This window comes from Tepidimonas aquatica (assembly GCF_007556585.1).
Taxonomy (GTDB): Bacteria; Pseudomonadota; Gammaproteobacteria; order Burkholderiales; family Burkholderiaceae_C; genus Tepidimonas; species Tepidimonas aquatica.
The window spans coordinates 1-19,560 of record NZ_VJNA01000006.1 but is presented as its reverse complement, the minus strand read 5'-3'; the positions used below and the strand labels follow the sequence as shown (position 1 = coordinate 19,560).

The 19,560-nt window shown below is 68.8% G+C and carries 20 protein-coding genes; 2 read left to right on the top strand and 18 right to left on the bottom strand.

The features are described from left to right. Positions 1–2 precede the first annotated feature (2 nt). Together Taqua_RS03140 and folD are read left to right on the top strand one after the other, a co-directional pair. Positions 3–632 (top strand): response regulator transcription factor, encoded by a 630-nt coding sequence (locus tag Taqua_RS03140; protein ID WP_144324643.1) that lies wholly within the window; start codon positions 3–5, stop codon positions 630–632. 4 nt (positions 633–636) lie between these two features. Continuing rightward, entirely contained in the window at positions 637–1,488 is an 852-nt protein-coding gene (folD, locus tag Taqua_RS03135) for a bifunctional methylenetetrahydrofolate dehydrogenase/methenyltetrahydrofolate cyclohydrolase FolD (protein ID WP_144324641.1), read from the top strand. Between the two features lie 43 nt (positions 1,489–1,531). Here the strand turns inward: folD and Taqua_RS03130 are convergent, their stop codons facing one another. From Taqua_RS03130 to Taqua_RS03045, 18 genes are all read right to left on the bottom strand, one after another. Then, on the bottom strand, positions 1,532–1,744 hold the full coding sequence (locus tag Taqua_RS03130) for a type II toxin-antitoxin system HicB family antitoxin (RefSeq protein ID WP_144324639.1): 213 nt from the start codon (positions 1,742–1,744) through the stop codon (positions 1,532–1,534). Positions 1,745–1,748: 4 nt separating this feature from the next. Further along, entirely contained in the window at positions 1,749–1,937 is a 189-nt protein-coding gene (locus tag Taqua_RS03125) for a type II toxin-antitoxin system HicA family toxin (protein WP_144324637.1), read from the bottom strand. A 69-nt stretch (positions 1,938–2,006) separates the two neighbouring features. Next, on the bottom strand, positions 2,007–2,462 hold the full coding sequence (locus tag Taqua_RS03120; RefSeq protein WP_144324635.1) for a DUF4149 domain-containing protein: 456 nt from the start codon (positions 2,460–2,462) through the stop codon (positions 2,007–2,009). Positions 2,463–2,473: 11 nt separating this feature from the next. Beyond that, positions 2,474–2,950 (bottom strand): transcription elongation factor GreA, encoded by a 477-nt coding sequence (gene greA, locus Taqua_RS03115; protein WP_132961555.1) that lies wholly within the window; start codon positions 2,948–2,950, stop codon positions 2,474–2,476. A 96-nt stretch (positions 2,951–3,046) separates the two neighbouring features. Next, positions 3,047–6,313, bottom strand: coding sequence for a carbamoyl-phosphate synthase large subunit (gene carB / locus Taqua_RS03110; RefSeq protein ID WP_144324633.1), 3,267 nt, complete (start codon positions 6,311–6,313; stop codon positions 3,047–3,049). A gap of 33 nt (positions 6,314–6,346) precedes the next feature. Then, positions 6,347–7,027: a leucine efflux protein LeuE gene (leuE, locus tag Taqua_RS03105; RefSeq protein WP_144324631.1), complete on the bottom strand. Its 681-nt coding sequence runs from the start codon at positions 7,025–7,027 to the stop codon at positions 6,347–6,349. A 32-nt stretch (positions 7,028–7,059) separates the two neighbouring features. Then, complete coding sequence (gene carA, locus Taqua_RS03100; protein ID WP_144324629.1) at positions 7,060–8,235, bottom strand: glutamine-hydrolyzing carbamoyl-phosphate synthase small subunit; 1,176 nt, start codon at positions 8,233–8,235, stop codon at positions 7,060–7,062. A gap of 117 nt (positions 8,236–8,352) precedes the next feature. Further along, positions 8,353–9,195, bottom strand: a complete 843-nt coding sequence (locus Taqua_RS03095) for a TrmH family RNA methyltransferase (RefSeq protein WP_144324627.1) — start codon at positions 9,193–9,195, stop codon at positions 8,353–8,355. Continuing rightward, complete coding sequence (gene rnhB, locus Taqua_RS03090) at positions 9,192–9,836, bottom strand: ribonuclease HII (protein WP_144324625.1); 645 nt, start codon at positions 9,834–9,836, stop codon at positions 9,192–9,194. The genes Taqua_RS03095 and rnhB overlap by 4 nt, the downstream gene beginning before the upstream one ends. Next, positions 9,833–10,999: a lipid-A-disaccharide synthase gene (gene lpxB / locus Taqua_RS03085; RefSeq protein WP_185969544.1), complete on the bottom strand. Its 1,167-nt coding sequence runs from the start codon at positions 10,997–10,999 to the stop codon at positions 9,833–9,835. Before lpxB ends, rnhB begins: the two co-directional genes overlap by 4 nt. 14 nt (positions 11,000–11,013) lie before the next feature. After that, entirely contained in the window at positions 11,014–11,829 is an 816-nt protein-coding gene (gene lpxA / locus Taqua_RS03080) for an acyl-ACP--UDP-N-acetylglucosamine O-acyltransferase (RefSeq protein ID WP_144324623.1), read from the bottom strand. Positions 11,830–11,848: 19 nt separating this feature from the next. Continuing rightward, complete coding sequence (fabZ, locus tag Taqua_RS03075) at positions 11,849–12,286, bottom strand: 3-hydroxyacyl-ACP dehydratase FabZ (RefSeq protein ID WP_144324770.1); 438 nt, start codon at positions 12,284–12,286, stop codon at positions 11,849–11,851. Between the two features lie 2 nt (positions 12,287–12,288). Further along, a complete protein-coding gene (lpxD, locus tag Taqua_RS03070) occupies positions 12,289–13,392 on the bottom strand; it encodes a UDP-3-O-(3-hydroxymyristoyl)glucosamine N-acyltransferase (RefSeq protein ID WP_144324621.1) in 1,104 nt (367 codons plus the stop codon). A gap of 29 nt (positions 13,393–13,421) precedes the next feature. After that, positions 13,422–13,940, bottom strand: a complete 519-nt coding sequence (locus Taqua_RS03065) for an OmpH/Skp family outer membrane protein (protein ID WP_144324619.1) — start codon at positions 13,938–13,940, stop codon at positions 13,422–13,424. Beyond that, complete coding sequence (gene bamA / locus Taqua_RS03060) at positions 13,940–16,252, bottom strand: outer membrane protein assembly factor BamA (RefSeq protein WP_144324617.1); 2,313 nt, start codon at positions 16,250–16,252, stop codon at positions 13,940–13,942. The genes Taqua_RS03065 and bamA overlap by 1 nt, the downstream gene beginning before the upstream one ends. 31 nt (positions 16,253–16,283) lie before the next feature. Further along, entirely contained in the window at positions 16,284–17,648 is a 1,365-nt protein-coding gene (gene rseP, locus Taqua_RS03055; protein ID WP_144324615.1) for an RIP metalloprotease RseP, read from the bottom strand. Positions 17,649–17,693: 45 nt separating this feature from the next. Continuing rightward, positions 17,694–18,896 carry a 1-deoxy-D-xylulose-5-phosphate reductoisomerase gene (locus Taqua_RS03050; RefSeq protein ID WP_144324613.1) on the bottom strand — a complete coding sequence of 401 codons (1,203 nt, stop codon included), beginning with the start codon at positions 18,894–18,896 and terminating at the stop codon, positions 17,694–17,696. Continuing rightward, positions 18,897–19,560: phosphatidate cytidylyltransferase (locus Taqua_RS03045; protein WP_144324611.1), on the bottom strand; the 664-nt coding region annotated here is incomplete at its 5' end. It abuts the gene before it with no gap.

The window sequence follows — 19,560 nt, the reverse complement described above, 5'->3', positions numbered from 1 at the left end:
CGATGAGCCTGAACCCGAAACGCGGAACCGTTTACGTTGTCGATGACGACGAAGCCGTGCGCGACTCGCTGCAATGGTTGTTGGAAGGGCAGGACTACCGGGTGCGCAGCTTCGAGTCGGCCGAAGCCTTTTTAGCCCGCTACGACCCGCGCGAAGTGGCCTGCCTGATCGCCGACATCCGCATGGGCGGCATGACCGGCCTGGAGCTGCAAGACCGGCTGCTGGAGCGCCAGTCGCCCTTGCCGATTTGCTTCATCACCGGCCACGGCGATGTCCCGATGGCGGTGGCGTCGATGAAAAAAGGGGCGGTCGACTTCATTCAAAAACCCTTCGACGAGGCGCAGCTGCTGGCGTTGGTGGACAAGATGCTGCAGCGCGCGCGCGAAGCCTTTGCCGTGTACCAACAGGCCGCCACCCGCGAGGCCCTGCTGGCCAAGCTGACCACGCGCGAGTCGCAGGTGCTGGAACGTATCGTCGCCGGCCGGCTCAACAAACAAATCGCCGACGACCTCGGCATCAGCATCAAGACGGTGGAGGCGCACCGCGCCAACATCATGGAAAAGTTGGGCGCCAACACCGTGGCCGACCTGCTCAAGATCGCACTGGCGCCCGTGCCGCCAACCAAGGTTTGAACCGATGACCGCCCAACTGATCGACGGCGTGGCGCTGGCCCGCCAATGGCGCGCCCGTGTCGCGGAGCGCGCCGCTGCCCTGGCCGCGCGCGGCCACCGCCCCGGTTTGGCCGTGATCCTGGTCGGCGACGACGCCGCCAGCCAGGTCTATGTGCGCAACAAAGTCAAGGCCTGTGGCGAAGCCGGTATCCACTCGGTGCTGGAAACCTACCCGGCCAGCCTGACCCAAGACGAGCTGCTGGCCCGCATCGCGGCCCTCAACGCCGACCCCACCATCCACGGCATCCTGGTGCAGTTGCCGCTGCCGCCCCACATCGACGCGCAGCGCGTCATCGAAGCCATTGCACCGGCCAAGGACGTCGATGGTTTCCATGTGGCCAACGCCGGCGCGCTGCTGGTGGGCCAGCGTGGCTACTGGCCGTGCACGCCGTACGGCTGCGTGAAGATGCTGGAGCACATCGGCATCGAGCTGCGCGGCAAGCACGCGGTGGTCATCGGTCGCAGCAACATCGTCGGCAAGCCGATGGCGCTGCTGCTGTTGCAGGCCAACGCCACGGTGACGATCTGCCACAGCGCCACGGCGGACCTGGGACACTTCACGCGCCAGGCCGACGTCGTGGTGGCCGCGGTGGGGCGCCCACGCATGCTGACCGCCGACATGGTCAAGCCGGGCGCCGTCGTGCTGGACGTCGGCATCAACCGCCTGCCCGACGGCAAGCTGTGCGGCGACGTCGACTTCGACACCGTGCGTGAGGTGGCGGGCTGGATCACCCCGGTGCCCGGCGGCGTCGGGCCGATGACGATCGCAATGCTGTTGCTCAATACCGTCGAAGCGGCCGAGCGCGCCGCGGGGTGAACCACGCCGGGCCACCGGGCTAACATACCGGCCCGGCAGGCACTCAGGCGGGCACAAACATGTACTCCACCACGCTGTGCGCGGGGGGCGGCGCCACGCCATCCTGCCGCAGCCCGTCGAGGTGAAATTGAATGGCGGCCAACAGTTCCGCTTCGGTTTCTTCGACCGTGGCGCCCGTGGCCACGCAGCCAGGCAAATCCGGCACGTACCCGGAATAATTGTTGCCAGCCTTTTCGATGACGATCGCGTAGCGCATGGTTTCAGCCTTTCAGGGATGCCTGCTTGAGGATGCTGTTGAGCGTCGCCGGCGCCAGGTTGTCGCTTGGCTTGCCTGCCACGGTCACCCGCCCGGGCTTGGACGGATGCTTGAATTGACGGTGACTGCCTCGCGTCGCCACCAACTGGCATCCATCGCGTCGCAGCAGTTCCAGCACCTCACTGACTTTCATTGGGCAAGTACGCCATGGCGCCACAGCAACGGCCGGCGCCACCCATGGTCATGCGCAAGCCGGTTGGCATCAACCCGCCGGCCGCCGCCCCGCGAACCACCACAGCGCGCGCAGCGCGCACAGCCACTGCAGCAGCACCAGCGCGCTGCCAACGCTGTGCCACAGCGCCAGGTTCGCCTCGGTTTGGCGCGCGGTCAGAATCTTGTGCGCCACGCCGAACTCTTGCACCAACCCAGCCAGCGCCCCCAGCAGCAACCACGGCAACAGCGCCCAGCTGGCGTCGCCCGCTTGGCCGCGCCCGCGCTGCGCGCGCCCCCACAGCAACAGCACCAGCGCCGCACCCACGCTGAGCCACGACTGGTATTGGAACAAGCGCGCCGCCAAGCCCCCGGCCACGGCCGGGTTGTTGAAGTGCGCAAACACCAGCGGCACGGCGCCAAAGCTCCACGCCGTCACCACGCCCCACCACAGCGCCGCCACCAGCAGCGGCCAGCGTTGCGTCCAGGCTTGGGCAAGCTCAGGCACGGCAACGGCCCTCACTCGTAGCGCACGGCCACGATTTCGTACCGGCGCACGCCGCCGGGCGCCTGCACCTCGGCCACGTCGCCTTCCTCCTTGCCGATGAGGGCGCGCGCGATCGGGCTGGACACGTTGATCAACCCCAACTTGAGGTCGGCTTCGTCCTCACCGACGATTTGGTAGGTGACGGTCTCGCCGCTGTCTTGATCCTCCAGCTCGACGGTGGCGCCAAACACCACTTTGCCGCCGGCGTCGAGCGACGCCGGGTCGATGACCTGGGCCGCGGCCAGCTTGCCCTCGATTTCCTTGATGCGACCCTCGATGAAGCCCTGACGGTCCTTGGCGGCGTCGTACTCGGCGTTTTCGCTCAGGTCCCCCTGCGCACGCGCTTCAGCGATGGCCTGGATCACGGCTGGACGCTCGACGGTCTTGAGGCGGTGCAGCTCCTCCTTGAGCTTGTCAGCACCACGTTTGGTCAACGGAATGGTCGGCATGGAGTTCGTCCCTACAAAAGCAAACCGCCGAACGTTGCCGGTCGGCGGTGCGGTCGTCGAATGCCGTGATGATAGCGCCAAATCGGCGCGGCGCCATCAGGTCAACTGGGCGTGCAGCTCGGCCAGCGAGTGCACCGGCAGGTCGTCCATGACCTTCATGCCCTCGACGGCGGCTTCGGCGCCGAAGATCGTCGTGAAGGTGGTCACACGGTTGGCCAGCGACGCCACGCGGATGTAGCGCGAGTCGGCAATCGCGTTGCGGCGCTCTTCCACCGTGTTGATGACCATGGCGATCTCGCCGTTCTTGATCATGTCGACGATGTTCGGGCGGCCCTCGGTGACCTTGTTGACCACGGTACATGGCACCCCGGCGGCCTGGATCGCCGCGGCGGTGCCGCGCGTGGCCACGAGCTCGAAGCCCATCGCCGCCAGATCGCGCGCGATCGGCACCACGCGCGCCTTGTCGCCGGGCTTGACCGACAGGAAGATCTTGCGCACCGCGTCGGTGGGCCGCGGCAGGCGCACGCCGGCGCCGAGCTGGCTCTTGACGAACGCCTCGCCGAAGCTGCGGCCCACGCCCATCACCTCGCCGGTGGACTTCATCTCCGGCCCCAGGATGGTGTCCACACCCGGGAACTTGACGAACGGGAACACCGCCTCCTTGACGCTGAAGTACGGCGGCGTGACCTCGCGCGTGACGCCCTGTTGTGCGAGCGTCTTGCCCGCCATGCAGCGCGCCGCCACCTTGGCCAGCGGGATGCCCGTGGCCTTGGAGACAAACGGCACGGTGCGGCTGGCGCGCGGGTTGACCTCCAGCACGTAGATCACATCTCGCTTGGCGCCGCCGTCGTCCACCTCCTGGATGGCGAACTGCACGTTCATCAGCCCCACCACCTGCAAGGCCTCGGCCAGCGCGGCGGTCTGCCGCTTGATCTCGGCCACCGTGGCCGCGCTCAGGTAGTACGGCGGCAGCGAGCAGGCCGAGTCGCCCGAGTGCACCCCCGCCTGCTCGATGTGCTCCATCACGCCGCCGATCAGCACCTTCCCACTGGCGTCACGCACGCAATCGACGTCGCACTCGATGGCGTCGTTGAGGAAGCGGTCCAGCAGCACCGGCGAGTCGTTGCTGACCTTGACCGCTTCGCGCATGTAGCGCTCCAGGTCGCGCGGCTCGTGCACGATCTCCATGGCACGCCCACCCAGCACGTAGCTGGGACGAACCACCAACGGGTAGCCCAGCTCGGCCGCCTTGGCCATCGCCTCGGTCTCGGTGCGGGCGGTGGCGTTGGGGGGCTGCTTCAGGCCCAGCCGGTGCAGCATTTGCTGAAAGCGCTCGCGGTCCTCGGCGGCGTCGATCATGTCGGGGCTGGTGCCGATGATCGGCACGCCCGCGCGCTCCAGCCCCAGCGCCAGCTTCAGCGGGGTCTGTCCGCCGTATTGCACGATGACACCCTCGGGCCGCTCGACGGCGACGATTTCCAGCACGTCCTCCAGCGTCAACGGCTCGAAGTACAGCCGGTCCGACGTGTCGTAGTCGGTCGAGACGGTTTCCGGGTTACAGTTGACCATGATGGTCTCGAAACCGTCTTCGCGCAGGGCCAGCGCCGCGTGCACGCAGCAGTAGTCGAACTCGATGCCCTGGCCGATGCGGTTGGGGCCGCCACCAAGCACGATGATCTTGCGCCGCTGGCTGGGCTGGGCTTCGCACTCGTCCTCGTAGGTCGAGTACATGTAGGCGGTGTGGCTGGCGAACTCGGCCGCGCAGGTGTCTACGCGCTTGTACACCGGGCGGATGCCCAACGCGTGGCGGCGCGCGCGCACCGCGTCTTCGGTGCTGGCCAGCAGCTTGGCCAGCCGCCGGTCCGAAAAGCCCTTGCGCTTGAGCGTGCGCAGCGTGGCGGCGTCCAGCGCCTGCAGCGCCTGCGCCCCATGCTGGGCGGTGTGGCGGTCCAGCGCCAGCTCGATGTGCACGATCTCCTGGATCTGTGCCAGAAACCACTTGTCGATTTTGGTGAAGTGGTGCACCTCGTCCAGCGTCCAGCCGGCCGCGAAGGCGTCGCCCACGTACCAGATGCGCTCCGGCCCCGGTTCACCCAGCTCGCGCTCCAGCGTTTCGCGGTCCTGGGTTTTTTCGTTCATGCCATCGACGCCCACCTCCAGCCCGCGCAAGGCTTTTTGGAAGCTTTCCTGGAACGTGCGACCGATGGCCATGACCTCGCCCACCGATTTCATCTGCGTGGTCAGGCGGTCGTTGGCCTGCGGGAACTTCTCGAACGCAAAGCGCGGGATCTTGGTGACGACGTAGTCGATCGTCGGCTCGAACGACGCCGGGGTGGCGCCGCCGGTGATCTCGTTGCGCAGCTCGTCGAGCGTGTAGCCGACCGCGAGCTTGGCCGCCACCTTGGCGATCGGAAAGCCGGTCGCCTTGGACGCCAGCGCCGAGGAGCGGCTCACGCGCGGATTCATTTCGATGACGATCATGCGCCCGTCGCGCGGGTTGATGGCGAACTGCACGTTGGAGCCACCGGTGTCGACACCGATTTCGCGCAGCACCGCGATCGAGGCGTCGCGCATGCGCTGGTATTCTTTGTCGGTCAGCGTCTGCGCTGGCGCCACGGTGATCGAGTCGCCGGTGTGCACGCCCATCGGGTCGAGGTTTTCGATCGAGCACACGATGATGCAGTTGTCGGCGCGGTCGCGCACCACCTCCATCTCGAACTCTTTCCAGCCCACCAGCGACTCTTCGATCAGCAGCTCGCTGGTCGGCGAGGCCTCCAGCCCCCGCTTGCAGATGGTCTCGAACTCCTCCGGGTTGTAGGCGATGCCGCCCCCCGTGCCGCCCAGCGTGAAGCTGGGCCGGATGACGGCCGGAAAGCCCACCACCCGCTGCACCGCCCACGCCTCCTCCATGCTGTGCGCGATGCCGGAGCGCGCCGACTCCAGCCCGATGCGCGTCATCGCCTCCTTGAACTTTTGCCGGTCTTCGGCCTTGTCGATGGCCTCGGGGCTGGCGCCGATCAGCTCGCACTTGTATTTGTGCAACACGCCGTTGCGCCACAGGTCCAGCGCGCAGTTCAGCGCGGTTTGCCCGCCCATCGTCGGCAGGATGGCGTCGGGGCGCTCCTTGGCGATGATTTTTTCGACCGTCTGCCACGTGATCGGCTCAATGTAGACCGCGTCGGCCGTGGCCGGGTCGGTCATGATCGTGGCCGGGTTGCTGTTGATCAAGATGACGCGGTAGCCCTCCTCGCGCAGGGCCTTGCAGGCCTGCACGCCGGAGTAGTCGAACTCGCACGCCTGCCCGATGACGATGGGGCCGGCGCCGATGATGAGGATGCTGCGGAGGTCTTGTCGCTTGGGCATGATGTCGAGCGGAAAGCCTGACGGGTGGTTCGATCAGGGGGAGGTCGCGCGCGCCAGGCGCACGCCGAAACCGATGAACACGCCACCCACCACGGCGTTGAGCACCGCGGCCAGCTGGCGGCGGGCGCGAAACGCCTGCGCCAGCCGGTCACCGGCAAAGATCAAGGCACTGAGGTACAGCGCGCTGGCCACCTGCACGATGGTCCCCAGCACCACGAAGCTGATCACGGGCCAGGGGTAGGCGGGGTCCACGAACTGCACAAAAAACGAGATGAAGAAAAAGATCGCCTTGGGGTTGAGCAGGCTGATCGACAAGGCGCGGCGAAACGGGCTGCCCAGCGCTGTGCGCCAGCCGTTGTCGGGCGGTTGCGGCGCGGGAGTGGTCTGCACCCGCTGGGGGCCCGCCGCGCCCGCACGCCAGCCCTGCCACGCCCCGCGCAGCAACCCCAGGCCGATCCAGGCCAGGTAGGCCGCGCCTGCGTACTTGACCGCCATGAACACCCAGGGGTTGGCCGTCAGCACCGACGCCAGGCCCGCCGCCGACAGCGCCATCAGGATGGTGTCGCCGACGAAGACGCCACACGCCGCCTGGTAGCCACGCCACACGCCGTGGCGCGACGCCACCGACAGCACGTACATCGAATTGGGCCCCGGCAACAGCACGATGACGATGGTGCCGATGACGAAGGTGGTCAGGTCGGTGATACCCAGCATGGTGTGTCCGGTTGGCGTGGCGACGCGCTGCGTTAGGCGGCCTGGTGCGCTTGCATCAGGCCCACGAAACGGTCGAACAGGTAGGCGATGTCGTGCGGCCCGGGGCTGGCCTCGGGGTGCCCTTGAAAACCAAACGCCGGCCGGTCGGTGCGGGCAATGCCCTGCAGCGTACCGTCGAACAGGCTGACGTGGGTGGCGCGCAGGTGCGCCGGCAGGCTGGCCTCGTCAACGGCAAAGCCGTGGTTCTGGCTGGTGATGCTGACACGCCCGCTGTCGAGGTCTTTGACCGGGTGGTTGGCACCGTGGTGGCCGAATTTCATCTTGAACGTGCGCGCCCCGCTGGCCAGCGCCATGATTTGGTGCCCCAGGCAGATGCCAAAGGTGGGCACGCCGCGCTCGATGATGGTGGCGGCGGCCGCGATGGCGTAGTCGCACGGCTCGGGGTCGCCGGGGCCGTTGGAGAGAAACACGCCATCAGGGCGCAGCGCCAGCGCGTCGGACGCGGGCGTCCTGGCCGGCACCACGGTCACACGGCAGCCGCGCTCGGCCAGCATGCGCAAGATGTTGCGCTTGACGCCAAAGTCATAGGCCACCACGTGCCAGCGCGCCTCGGCCAAACGGCCGTAGCCGGGCGTGCCGTCGTCGCGCCGCAGGCGCCACTCGGTTTCGGTCCACTCGTACGGTTGCGCCGTGCTGACCACCTGCGCCAGGTCCAGCCCGGCCATGCTGGGGGCGCTGCGGGCGGCGGCCACCGCCTGACTGCGCAGCTCGTCGGTGATGGTTTGGCCGTCCTCCAGCGCCACGATGGCGCCGTTTTGCGCCCCGTGCTCGCGCAACCGGCGGGTCAACGCGCGGGTGTCGATACCCGCGATGGCCACGACCCCCTCGCGGCGCAGGTACGCGCTCAGGGCTTGTTCAGCACGGAAGTTGGAGTGCAACAGCGGCAGGTCTTTGATGATCAGGCCGGCGGCCTGGATGGCGCCGGATTCGACATCCTCGGCGTTGACGCCGACGTTGCCGATGTGCGGGTACGTCAGCGTCACGAGCTGCTGGCGGTAGCTCGGGTCGGTGAGGATTTCCTGATAACCGGTGATGGCGGTGTTGAACACCACCTCGCCACAGGTGCGACCGGGCGCGCCGATCGACACCCCCTCAAAGACCGTGCCGTCGGCAAGCGCGAGGAGGGCGGGTGCAACAACGGGAAACACGGTGCGGGACTCCAGGATGGATGATGACGCCGACGCTGGGGCGCGGACCGCAGCACGCGCACCGGCCCGGCCGCACCTTGGGTGCGGCGCTGTCGGCGGTCTGGATAAACTTTTTGATTATAGCGGCGGCTCGCTGCGGCGCAGCATACCGCTGGCATGCGGCGTCGCAGCCCCCAGGCGCGCCACGGCGCTGGCGTGCAGGCAGATCGCCGCGGCAGCCGCCACGTTGAGCGACTCTTGCCCGCCGGGCTGCGCGATGCGCACACGCAGGCTTGCCTGCTGCAGCAGCGCGGCGTCGACGCCCTGCCCTTCGTGCCCAAACACCCAGGCGCACGGCCACGGCAGCCGCGCCTGGTGCAGCCACGTGCCGGCGTGCGAGCTGGTGGCCAGCAGCGGCACGCGCAGCGCTCCCAGCGCCGCGCGCTCCACCCCCTCCAGCAAACGCAGCGCAAAATGCGCCCCCATACCCGCGCGCACCACCTTCGGCGACCACAACCCCGCGCTGCCCTTCAACGCCACGACCTGGGCAAACCCCATGGCGGCGGCGGTGCGCAGGATCGAGCCGACGTTGCCCGGATCCTGCACCCGATCCAGCACCACGGTGGGCAACGCCGCGTCCAGATCAACCGCGTCGGGCAGACGGGCCAGCGCGCCCAGCGCCACCGGGCACGCCAGCGCGCTCAGCTGCCCCATCAACGCCGGGGTCAACCACCACACCGCCACGCTGGGGGGCAGGCCCAGCGCCTGCAGCTCGGCCAACAGCGGCGCTGCCGCAGGCGTCAACACCACCGCCTGCGGCGTTTGCCCACTGCCCAGCAGCGCGCGCAGCAGGTGGTCGCCTTCGAGCCACACCACGCCTTCGCGGCGGTAGGCTGCGGCGTCTTCGACCAAACGGCGCAGCCGCTTGAAGCGCGGGTTGTCGCGCGACGCGATCGGCTCGATCGGCGTGCGGCGGCTCATGCGGCCCCCTCCTGGGCAGCCAGCGCACGCTCCACCGGCGCAAAGCTGCGTCGGTGCGCCGGCGTCACCCCCCAGCGCTGCAGGGCTGCCAGGTGCACGGCGGTACCGTAGCCACGGTGGCGGTCGAAGCCATAGTGTGGGTACGCCTCGTGCAAGTCGTCCATCAGGCGGTCGCGCGTCACTTTGGCCACGATGGAAGCCGCGGCGATGGCCGCCACCGTGGCATCCCCACGCACCACCGCCTCGGCCGGCATCGGCAGCTGGGGGACCCGGTTGCCATCCACCCGCACCCGCGCCGGCGGGCATGGCAGGGCCGCGACGGCCCGCTGCATCGCCAGCAGGGTGGCTTGCAAAATGTTGAGGCGGTCGATTTCCTCCACCGTGGCCACCCCCACCCCAACGCCAACCGCGTCGGCGTGGATGCGCTCGAACAGCCGTTGACGCTGTGCCGCGGTCAGCACCTTGGAGTCGGCCACGCCCGCAATCGGGCGCTGTTCGTCGAGAATGACCGCAGCGGCCACCACGGGGCCAGCCAGCGGCCCTCGCCCGGCTTCATCGACCCCGGCGATCAGGCCACCCGCGCCCGGCGTCCACAGGTCGGGCTGAACGCTGGTCCGGGCCACGCGTCGGGTGGCGCTCATGACGCCCTCTCAAGCATGGGACGCAACACCTGCAGCGCCGCGCCGACGGTGTCGCGGCGCAGCTCGTCGTGCAGCACCGCGAAGCGCTGCTGCAGCGCCAGCCGTCGTGCCTGGGCGGCAGCATCGTCGGCCAGCCACGCCAACGCCGCCTGCGCCATCGCCGCGGGCGTGGCAGCGTCCTGCAGCAGTTCCGGCACCACGAACTCACGGCACAAAATGTTAGGCAAGCCCACCCACGGCTGGCGCATCTTGCGCCGTGTGATCCACCACGATAGTGGGTGCATGTGGTACGCGATCACCATCGGGCGTTTGAACAGCGCGGCTTCCAGCGTGGCCGTGCCGCTGGCCACGAGCGTGACGTCGCACGCCGCCAGCGCCGCGTGCGATCGCCCGTCAAGCACTTTCACCCAGGCGCCGGCCGCCGCCCGCTGCAGATGCTGCAGGATCACGCTGCGCAGCGCCGGCACCGCGGGCAACACGAAGCGCAGCTGCGGCCGTTGCTGGCGCATGCACTCGGCAGCGGCCAGCATGCGCGGCAGCAGATGGTCGATTTCGGCTCGCCTACTGCCAGGCAGCAACGCCACCACGGCGGCGTCCAACGGCAGGCCCAGCGCTTGGCGCGCGGCGGCCTGGTCTGGCTGCGCCGGAATGACGCTGGCCAGCGGATGGCCGACGTAGGTGGCGGCGATGCCGTGCTCGGCCAGCAGCGCCGGCTCGAACGGAAAAATGCACAGCACATGGTCACAGGCACGCCGAATCAGCTCCACACGTTCGGGCCGCCACGCCCAAATCGCGGGGGCGACGAAGTGCACGGTGCGCACGCCGGCGGCGCGCAAGTCGGCCTCCAGCGGCAGGTTGAAGTCGGGCGCATCCACGCCCACAAACAACGCCGGTGGCTCGTGCAGCAAGCGCTGCTTGAGCGCGCGGCGCATGGCCACGATGGCGCGGTAATGCCGCAGCACCTCGACGTAGCCGCGCACCGCCAGGCGCTCGCTGGGCCACCAGGCCTCGAACCCCTGCGCCTGCAACGCGGGCCCACCGATACCGGCGGCGCGCAGCCCCGGCCAATGCGCACGCAGCCCCTGCAGCAGTTGCGCCGCCAACACGTCGCCCGAGGCCTCGCCGGCCACCAGCGCCATCCAACGGCTGGGGTTTGCGCTCATTGCCGCTGCCGTGCTCACGCCTCGGCGCCGCGGCGGCTGCGCACGATGCCGCGCTGCGGATCGACGCCGGCCAAAAACGAGCGCATCAGCGCCAGGTCGTCGTGGGCCGCAGGGTAGCGCTGCGCCAGCGCGGCGATGCGCTCGTCCGCCTGCGGCAACGTCAGGCCCTCGCGGTACAGGGCCTTGTGCATGGCTTTGACAGCGGCGATGCGCTCGGGCCCAAAGCCGCGGCGGCGCAGGCCCTCGAAATTCATCGACCGGGCCTGCGCCGGCTGCCCTTGGGCCATCACAAAGGGTGGCACGTCGGCAAACAGCAGCGCGCACATCGCCGTCATCGCGTGCGCGCCGATGCGCACGAACTGGTGCACCACGGTGAAGCCGCCCAAAATCACCCAATCGCCCACCTGCACATGGCCGGCCAACTGCGCGTTGTTGGCAAAGATGCAGTGGTTGCCCACCACGCAGTCGTGCGCCAGGTGGGTGTAGGCCATCATCCAGTTGTCGTCACCCAGACGGGTCACGCCACCACCCTGCACGGTGCCGATGTGGTAGGTGCTGTATTCGCGGATGGTGTTGCGCGCACCGATGACGAGCTCGCACGGCTCGCCCGCGTATTTTTTGTCCTGGCTCGGCAACCCCAGACTGACGAACGGGTAGATGCGATTGTGCGGGCCGATGGTCGTGCGCCCCTCGATCACGCAGTGCGCGGCCACGCGCGTGCCGGCGCCGATGCGCACGTGCGGGCCAACGATGGTGTAGGGCCCGATCTCGACGTCGGTGTCCAGCTCGGCGTGCGGGTCGACCAGCGCGGTGGGGTGGATGGTGGCCATCGGCAGCGTGCCCCTGGGCTCAGGCAATCGTGCGCATGGTGCACATGAGTTCGGCTTCGCAGGCCACTTCGTCGCCCACCCGCGCGACCGCACCGAACTTGAAGATGCCCGCCTTCATGCGCTGCAACGTCACCTCCATCACCAGTTGGTCACCGGGCTCCACCGGTCGCTTGAAGCGGGCGCCATCGATGCCCGCGAAGTAGTACACGGTCTTGTCGTCGGGTGTCACGCCCAGCGTGTCAAACGCCAGCAACGCTGCGGTTTGCGCCAGCGCCTCCAGCATCAGCACGCCCGGAAACACCGGCCGGTGCGGGAAGTGCCCGGTGAACACCGGCTCGTTGATCGTGACGTTTTTCAACGCCCGAATCGAGACGCCTTTTTGGATGTCCAGCACACGGTCGACCAGCAGGATCGGGTAACGGTGCGGCAGTTGCTTGAGGATCTGGTGGATGTCCATCGTCATGGTGCAGTGCGTCGTTCCAGGGCCTTGAGGCGCTCGCGCAGCGCGTGCAGCTGGCGCAGCGTGGCGGCGTTTTTTTCCCAGGCGCGATTGTCGTCGATCGGAAAGATGCCGCTGTACTGCCCGGGCTGCAGGATCGAGCGCATCACCACCGAGGCAGCCGAGATGTGCACGTGGTCAGCCAATTCCAGGTGACCCAGCACGATGGCGCCGCCGCCCAGCGTACAAAAGGCGCCGATGCGCGCCGAGCCGGCGATGCCGACACAGCCCGCCATCGCGGTGTGGCGCCCGACGCGCACGTTGTGGCCGATTTGGATCAGGTTGTCGAGCTTGACGCCGTCTTCCAGCACGGTGTCGCCCAGCGCCCCCCGGTCGATGCAGCAGTTGGCGCCGATCTCGACGTCGTCGCCGATGCGCACTGCGCCGAGCTGCTCGATCTTGTCCCAGCGGCGGCCGTCGCCCTCTGGCAGCGGAACTGGGGCAAAGCCAAAGCCGTCGGCACCGATGACGGTACCACCGTGGACGATGCCACGCGCGCCGATGCGGCAGTCGTAGCCCAGCACGACGTGCGGCCCCAGCCGCGTGCCCGCGCCGACGTGGGCGCGGGCCTGCACGTGGGCGTGCGCACCGATTTCAGCCCCCGCCTCCACGGTGGCGCCGGCTTCGATGACGGCAAATGGACCGACGTGCGCGTCGGTATCGACCCGCGCCCCGGGGTCGATCCAGGCGCTGGGGTGCACCCCCCGCCACGCAGGCCGCGGCTGCACGTGCGCGCGCCACCAGCGCGTCAGCGCGGCAAACGTCACGTAGGGATCCGGCACCACCCAGGCCGCCCACCCTCCGGGCGGCGGGTCGGGCCGTTGCAGGACCTGCGGCGCCAACGCTGGGCTTGCGATCACCGTCCCGGCACGGCTGGCCTGCAACTGCGCCTGGTAGCGCGGGTGGGCCACGAAGGACAAAGCGTGCTCATCGGCATCGGCCAGCGCGGCCAAGCGTTGCACCCGACACCCGGCGTGGCCTTCGAGCTGACCACCCAGCGCTTGAACCAGTTCGGCCAAGGGCACGCCGCCGCGCGACGACGCGGTTGCTTCGACTGCATCCATGGGCATGCCCGTTGCGTGCCCGCGCACCCTCAGCGCGCGTTGTTGAGGCCGTTGATCACCTTGTCGGTGATGTCGTGCTTGGGCGCGATGTAGACGGCCTCTTGCAGGATGAGGTCGTATTTTTCGCTTTCGGCGATTTGTTTGATGACACGGTTGGCGCGTTCGATGACCTGCTGCAGCTCTTCGTTGCGCCGCTGGGCCAGGTCTTCCTGGAACTCACGCCGGCGGCGCTGGAAATCGCGCTCCAGCTCGGCCAGCTGCCGCTGGCGCGCGCTGCGCTGGCTCTCCGACAGCGTCGGGGCGTCTTTTTCCAACTTTTCCGTGGCTTGGCGCAACTGGTTGCCCAGCGCCTCGAGGTCACGTTCGCGCTTGCTGAACTCCTGCTCCAGGCGTGCCTGGGCTGCCTTGGCGGCGTTGGAGTCGCGCAGGATGCGCTCGGTGCTGACAAAACCGATCTTGAGGTCTTGCGCCCAGCTTACGGCGCTGGCCGCTGCCAGCGCTGCAACGAGCACCACGCGGGCGCCCCAATGACGGGTCATCGAAATCATCAGAATGCGGTACCGATTTGGAATTGCACGGTTTGCGTTTTGTCGCCGGCTTGCTTGCGCACCGGCTTGGCAAACGCGATTCTAAGGGGCCCCACCGGAGAGATCCAGCTGATGCCAATCCCCGCCGAGGCGCGCACGTCCGACAGCGTGAACTTCTGGTCCGGCCCGTAGACGTTGCCGATATCGACAAAGCCGAACATGCGCAGCGTGCGGTCGTTGCCCGCGCCGGGAAACGGCGTGATCAGCTCGGCGTTGAGCAGCACCATCTTGGTGCCACCCAGGTAGGCCAGGTCGCTGCTGCCGACGATGGCGCTGGTGGCCCCCAGCGTGCCCTGTTCGAACCCGCGCACCGAGCCCAGGCCACCGCCGTAGAAGTGCTTGAACAGCGGCACCGGCTTGCCCCCCAGCCCTTTGGCCCAACCCGCCTCCGCATTGAAGGCCAGCGTGAATTTTTTGTTCAGCGGCACGTACTGCTGGTACTGCACGCTGCCCCTGACGTAGCGGGTGTCGCCCGCCACGCCCAGCTCGCCGTTGACACGACGCAGCACCCCCTGGGTCGGCACCAACGCGCTGTCGCGCTCGTCGCGCGCCCACCCCACCGTCAGCGGCACCGACAGTGGCGAGTCGCCAAAGCGCGCGATGAAGTCGTTGTACGCCACCGGCATGCGGTTGCCCGGCTCGATCTTGGTTTGCTCGACCCCGATGCCGAAAAACACCTTGTCGACCTCGGTGAACGGCACGCCGAACCGGATCGCTGCCCCTGGGGTAACCAGCCGGTAGTCGCCGTCTTGCGCGTTGTACGGCCGCGTGGTACGGTAATACAAGTCCACGCTGCGCGACACCCCGTCGTCGGTGAAGTACGGGTTGGTGGTGGACAGCACGAACTGCCGGTTGTACTTGCTGGTGTTGACGTTGAGGCCGAGGTAGTTGCCGGTGCCAAAGACGTTTTCCTGCTGGATGCCGGCCAGCAACGACAGCTTTTCCGCCTGCGAATAACCCGCCCCCAGCCTCAGGTTGCCGGTGGGCTTTTCGGTCACCTTGACGATCAGGTCCACCTGGTCGGGCGCACCGGGCACCTCCTGCGTTTCGATGCCGACTTCGGTGAAAAACCCCAGCCGGTCGACGCGATCACGCGACAACCGGATCTTGTCGCTGTCGTACCAAGCCGCTTCGAGTTGGCGGAACTCGCGCCGGATGACTTCGTCGCGGGTGCGGTTGTTGCCTTCGATCTGGATGCGGCGCACGTAGGCGCGCCGCGACGGCTCGGCACGCAGCGTGATCGCCACGAGGTTGCGCTGGCGCTCCAGCTCGGGCAGCGCCTCGACGCGCGCAAACGCGTAGCCGAACTGGCCGAAATACTCGGTGAACGCCTTGACCGTTTGCTCCACCTGCTCGGCGTTGTAGGGTTGCCCGGCGCGGATGCGCACCAGACGCTGGAACTCCTCCTCGCGCCCCAGGTACTCGCCCTCCAGCCGCACGCCCGACACGACGTAGCGCTGTCCTTCGGTGATGTGGATGGTCAGCGCCAGCGAGGATTTGTCGGGCGACAGCGCCACCTGGGTGGAGTCGATGCGGAACTCCAAAAAGCCGCGCGTCAGGTAGTACGAGCGCAGCGTCTCGAGGTCGGCGTTGAGCTTGGCGCGCGAGTAGCGGTCGCTCTTGGTGTACCAGCTCAGCCAGCCGCCGGTGTCGAGGTCGAACAGGTCGAGCAAGTCCTTTTCGGCGAAGGCCTGCGCGCCGACGATGCGGATTTCGCGGATTTTGGTCACGTCGCCTTCGACGACGTTGAAGTTGAGGTTGACGCGGTTGCGCTCGATGGGGGTGACGGTGGTGGTGACCTGCACCGCGTACATGCTGCGGTTGAGGTACTGGCGCTTGAGCTCTTGCTCGGCGCGGTCGGCCAGCGCTCGGTCGAACGGACGCCCCTCGGTCAAGCCAATGTCGCGCAGCGCCTTGCGCAGCACCTCGTTGTCGAATTCCTTGACCCCGGTGAAGCTGACGTCGGCCACCGTCGGGCGCTCTTCGACGATGACCACCAGCACGTCGCCATCGACCTGCAGCCGCACGTCGGAAAACAGCCCCAGGCCGAACAGCGCGCGGATGGCCGCCGCCCCCTGTTCGTCGCTGTAGCGGTCACCGACACGGAACGGCAGCGAGGCAAACACGGTGCCAGGCTCGACACGCTGCAGGCCTTCGACACGGATGTCACGCAGGGTGAAGGGTTCCACCGCCCAAGCGGGCAAGGCTGTGACCAAGGTCGCCAGCCACAAGCCGGCGCGGGCGCGCCAGCGGCGCGGGGTTGTGCGTTTCATGCGCTTGCAATCCAAGGCTGCTGGCCGTCGTTCAGCCCAGCAGCCGAGTCAAATCGTTGACGATGGCCAGCGACATCAGCGCCGCCAGCACCACCATGCCAGCGCGTTGCAGCCGCGCCATCCACGCTGGCGACGGCGGCCGTCCGACCACCGCTTCCCACAGATAATACATCAGATGCCCCCCGTCCAAGACCGGCAGCGGCAGCAGGTTCAACACCCCCAGGCTGGTGCTGACCAGCGCCAAAAACGTCACAAACGCCACCCAGCCCAGCGCGGCGGACTTGCCGGCGTAGTCGGCAATCGTCAACGGGCCGCTCAGGTTGCGCAGCGACGCCTCGCCAATCACCATGCGCCCCAGCATTTGCAGCGACAGCGCGCTGACCTCCCACGTGCGACGCACACCGCGCGCCAGCGCGTCCAGCGGTTCGTCGGCCACCACGATGAGCGCAGGCGGCGCGCCAATCATCGCGCCCACCCGGCCCACCCAGGCGTCGCCCAGGCGTTCGGGGCGCGGCGTCACCTCGAGTTCCAGCGTCCGCCCCGCGCGTTCGATACGCCAGCGTTGCGTGCGCGTGTGGCCTTGCGCGTCGGCGGCCGCGCGGATCCACGCGCGCAGCTGGGCCGCATCTTCCACCGGCCGATCGTCGACGGCCAGCACCCGGTCGCCCTCGCGCACGCCAGCGGCGGCCGCCGCCCCATCGGGCAGCACCTCGCCCACCACCGGCGCCGACCACGGCACCACCAGCCCGATGCGCTGCACCAGCTCGGCGTCCACGTCGCGCGCCTGCAACTGGGCCAGCGGCAACGGCACCGAGCGCGTGGCCAGCTCCGGCGCCGGCCCCAGCAGCAGCGTGACGTCGCGCCGTTGCAGCGCCGCTTGGGTCAGCTGCCAGCGCAGTTCGTCGAACGAGCGCACCGGCACGGCGGCGTCCTCGTCATCGAAGCGCACGGCCGCGACGCGCTCGCCAGCGCGCAACCCGGCCTGCTCGGCCACCGAACCGGGCGCAGGGCTGCCCAGCACCGGTTCGGCCTGTGGCTCGCCCCACCACGCCACCCACGCATACAGCAGCACCGCCAGCCCGAGGTTGGCCAGCGGCCCCGCGGCCACGATGGCGGCGCGCTTGCGCAGCGGCTGGGCGTCGAACGCCAGGTGCCGCTGCTCCGGGGGCACTGGCCCCTCGCGGCCGTCCAGCATGCGCACGTACCCGCCCAGCGGCAGCGCCGCGACGACAAACTCGGTACCGGCGCGGTTGCGCCAGCGCAGCAGCGGACGCCCAAACCCAATGGAAAACCGCAGCACCGGCACGCCGCAGGCCACCGCCATACGGTAGTGCCCCCACTCGTGCACCGCGATCAGCAACCCGATCGCGACCAAAAACCACAACACCGTTTGCATGGTGCCAAGTGTCGCATGCCGGCGCCAACGGTGTCGGCGCGCAGGTCACTGGGCCGCGCGCCGCACCTGCTGCCAGGCCACCGCGCGTGCCTCGCGGTCCAGCGCCAGCAAGTCGTCCAGGCTGGCCGGTGGCGTTGGCGTGTAGGCCTCCAGCGTGGCGCGGTTGACGCGGTGGATGTGGTCGAAACGCAGCCGCCCCTGCAAAAAGGCGTCCACCGCCACCTCGTTGGCGGCGTTGAGCACCGCGGTCGTGCCGGGCGGTGCCTGCAGCGCCTCCCACGCCAACCACAGCCCAGGGAAACGCTGCGGACCGGGCGCTTCGAAGGTCAGCGCGCCCAGGCGCGTCCAGTCCAGCGCCTCGGCCCCGGATTCGATGCGCTGCGGCCAGCCCAGACCGTAGGCGATCGGCACGCGCATGTCGGGCGTGCCCAGCTGCGCCACCACCGAACGGTCGCGGTACTGCACCATCGAGTGCACCACGCTTTGCGGGTGGATGACCACCTCGATGCGCTCGGGCGCAAAGCCAAACAGGTAGCGCGCCTCGATGACTTCCAGCGCCTTGTTCATCATCGTGGCCGAGTCGACCGAGATCTTGCGCCCCATGACCCAATTGGGATGGGCGCAGGCCTGCTCGGGCGTCACCTCGCCCAGCGTGGCTGGGTCACGCTGCCTGAACGGGCCGCCGGAGGCCGTCAGCACGATTTTGTCGACCCGCTCGTCCCAGGTCGAGGGGTCTTCGGGCAGGGCCTGAAAAATGGCCGAATGCTCGCTGTCGATCGGCAGCAGCTGCGCGCCGCCCGCGCGCACCGCGCTGATGAAAAACTCCCCCCCCACCACCAGCGCTTCTTTGTTGGCCAGCAACAGCCGCTTGCCCGCGCGCGCCGCGGCCAAGCACGGCCCCAGCCCCGCCGCGCCGACGATGGCGGCCATCACCGTGTCCACCTCCGGCGCGGTAGCGACGTCGACCAAGCCGGTGCTGGCCGGCAGCACCTGCACGCCTGCCACGCCCAGCGCCGCCAGCGCGGTGCGCAAGGCGTCGACGTGGTCGTCACCAATCACCGCCCAGCGAGGCCGGTGCTGGGCGCACTGCTGCGCCAACCGCTGCACCTGGCGCGCCGCGCTGAGGGCCACCACTTCGAAGCGCTGCGGGTGGCGCGCCACCACATCGAGCGTTTGCTCGCCGATCGAGCCGGTGGCACCCAACACCGCCACGCGTTGGCGTCGCCCTGATCCCGTCTTGTCCTGCATTCAAGCCCCCTGCCACGCCAGCGCAGCCATCGCCGCGGGCAGCACCGGCAGCAGCGCGTCGATACGGTCCAACACCCCGCCGTGGCCGGGCAGCAAGCCGCTGGAGTCTTTGACGCCGGCACTGCGCTTGACCAGCGACTCGAACAAATCGCCCGCGATGCTCAGCGCCGTCAGCAGCACCAGCCAGACCAGCGCGGCCGCCGTGCCGCCCTGCCCCAGGCGTGGGTAAAAGCCTTCGGCCAGCCACGGGCCCACCACCGGCCACTGCGCCGCCCACGTCCACAACCCGGCCAACGCCAGCACCGCAGCCGCTCCACTGGCCGCTCCTGCCCAGGTTTTGCCGGGGCTAATGTTGGGGGCCAGCTTGCGCCGCCCCCACGCCCGGCCACCAAAATATGCGGCAATGTCGGCCACCCACACCAGCAGCAGCGCCCCCAGCAACACCGCCACCCCCAGGCGGTGCAACGTCACCAGCGCCCACCAAGCCGCCGCCAGCGCCAGCACGCCCACCAACAGCCGCGCGCCACGTGGCCACACGCCCCAGGCTGCGACGCCTTGGCGCAGCACCAGCGTCAACAGCCCGACCCAGCCGGCGGTGGCCAGCCACCACAGCGCCGCCGGCAGCGGCTGGCCGCCCCAGCGCCACCACGCCCCCCCCAAGGTC

What these genes read in the sequence shown, in the direction of transcription:
- Taqua_RS03140 (WP_144324643.1), top strand. Translation starts at nt 3, where the DNA reads ATGAGCCTGAACCCGAAACGCGGAACCGTTTACGTTGTCGATGACGAC.
- folD (WP_144324641.1), top strand. Translation starts at nt 637, where the DNA reads ATGACCGCCCAACTGATCGACGGCGTGGCGCTGGCCCGCCAATGGCGC.
- Taqua_RS03130 (WP_144324639.1), bottom strand. Translation starts at nt 1,744, where the DNA reads ATGCGCTACGCGATCGTCATCGAAAAGGCTGGCAACAATTATTCCGGG.
- Taqua_RS03125 (WP_144324637.1), bottom strand. Translation starts at nt 1,937, where the DNA reads ATGAAAGTCAGTGAGGTGCTGGAACTGCTGCGACGCGATGGATGCCAG.
- greA (WP_132961555.1), bottom strand. Translation starts at nt 2,950, where the DNA reads ATGCCGACCATTCCGTTGACCAAACGTGGTGCTGACAAGCTCAAGGAG.
- carB (WP_144324633.1), bottom strand. Translation starts at nt 6,313, where the DNA reads ATGCCCAAGCGACAAGACCTCCGCAGCATCCTCATCATCGGCGCCGGC.
- leuE (WP_144324631.1), bottom strand. Translation starts at nt 7,027, where the DNA reads ATGCTGGGTATCACCGACCTGACCACCTTCGTCATCGGCACCATCGTC.
- Taqua_RS03095 (WP_144324627.1), bottom strand. Translation starts at nt 9,195, where the DNA reads ATGAGCCGCCGCACGCCGATCGAGCCGATCGCGTCGCGCGACAACCCG.
- rnhB (WP_144324625.1), bottom strand. Translation starts at nt 9,836, where the DNA reads ATGAGCGCCACCCGACGCGTGGCCCGGACCAGCGTTCAGCCCGACCTG.
- lpxB (WP_185969544.1), bottom strand. Translation starts at nt 10,999, where the DNA reads ATGAGCGCAAACCCCAGCCGTTGGATGGCGCTGGTGGCCGGCGAGGCC.
- lpxA (WP_144324623.1), bottom strand. Translation starts at nt 11,829, where the DNA reads ATGGCCACCATCCACCCCACCGCGCTGGTCGACCCGCACGCCGAGCTG.
- fabZ (WP_144324770.1), bottom strand. Translation starts at nt 12,286, where the DNA reads ATGGACATCCACCAGATCCTCAAGCAACTGCCGCACCGTTACCCGATC.
- lpxD (WP_144324621.1), bottom strand. Translation starts at nt 13,392, where the DNA reads ATGGATGCAGTCGAAGCAACCGCGTCGTCGCGCGGCGGCGTGCCCTTG.
- Taqua_RS03065 (WP_144324619.1), bottom strand. Translation starts at nt 13,940, where the DNA reads ATGATTTCGATGACCCGTCATTGGGGCGCCCGCGTGGTGCTCGTTGCA.
- bamA (WP_144324617.1), bottom strand. Translation starts at nt 16,252, where the DNA reads ATGAAACGCACAACCCCGCGCCGCTGGCGCGCCCGCGCCGGCTTGTGG.
- rseP (WP_144324615.1), bottom strand. Translation starts at nt 17,648, where the DNA reads ATGCAAACGGTGTTGTGGTTTTTGGTCGCGATCGGGTTGCTGATCGCG.
- Taqua_RS03050 (WP_144324613.1), bottom strand. Translation starts at nt 18,896, where the DNA reads ATGCAGGACAAGACGGGATCAGGGCGACGCCAACGCGTGGCGGTGTTG.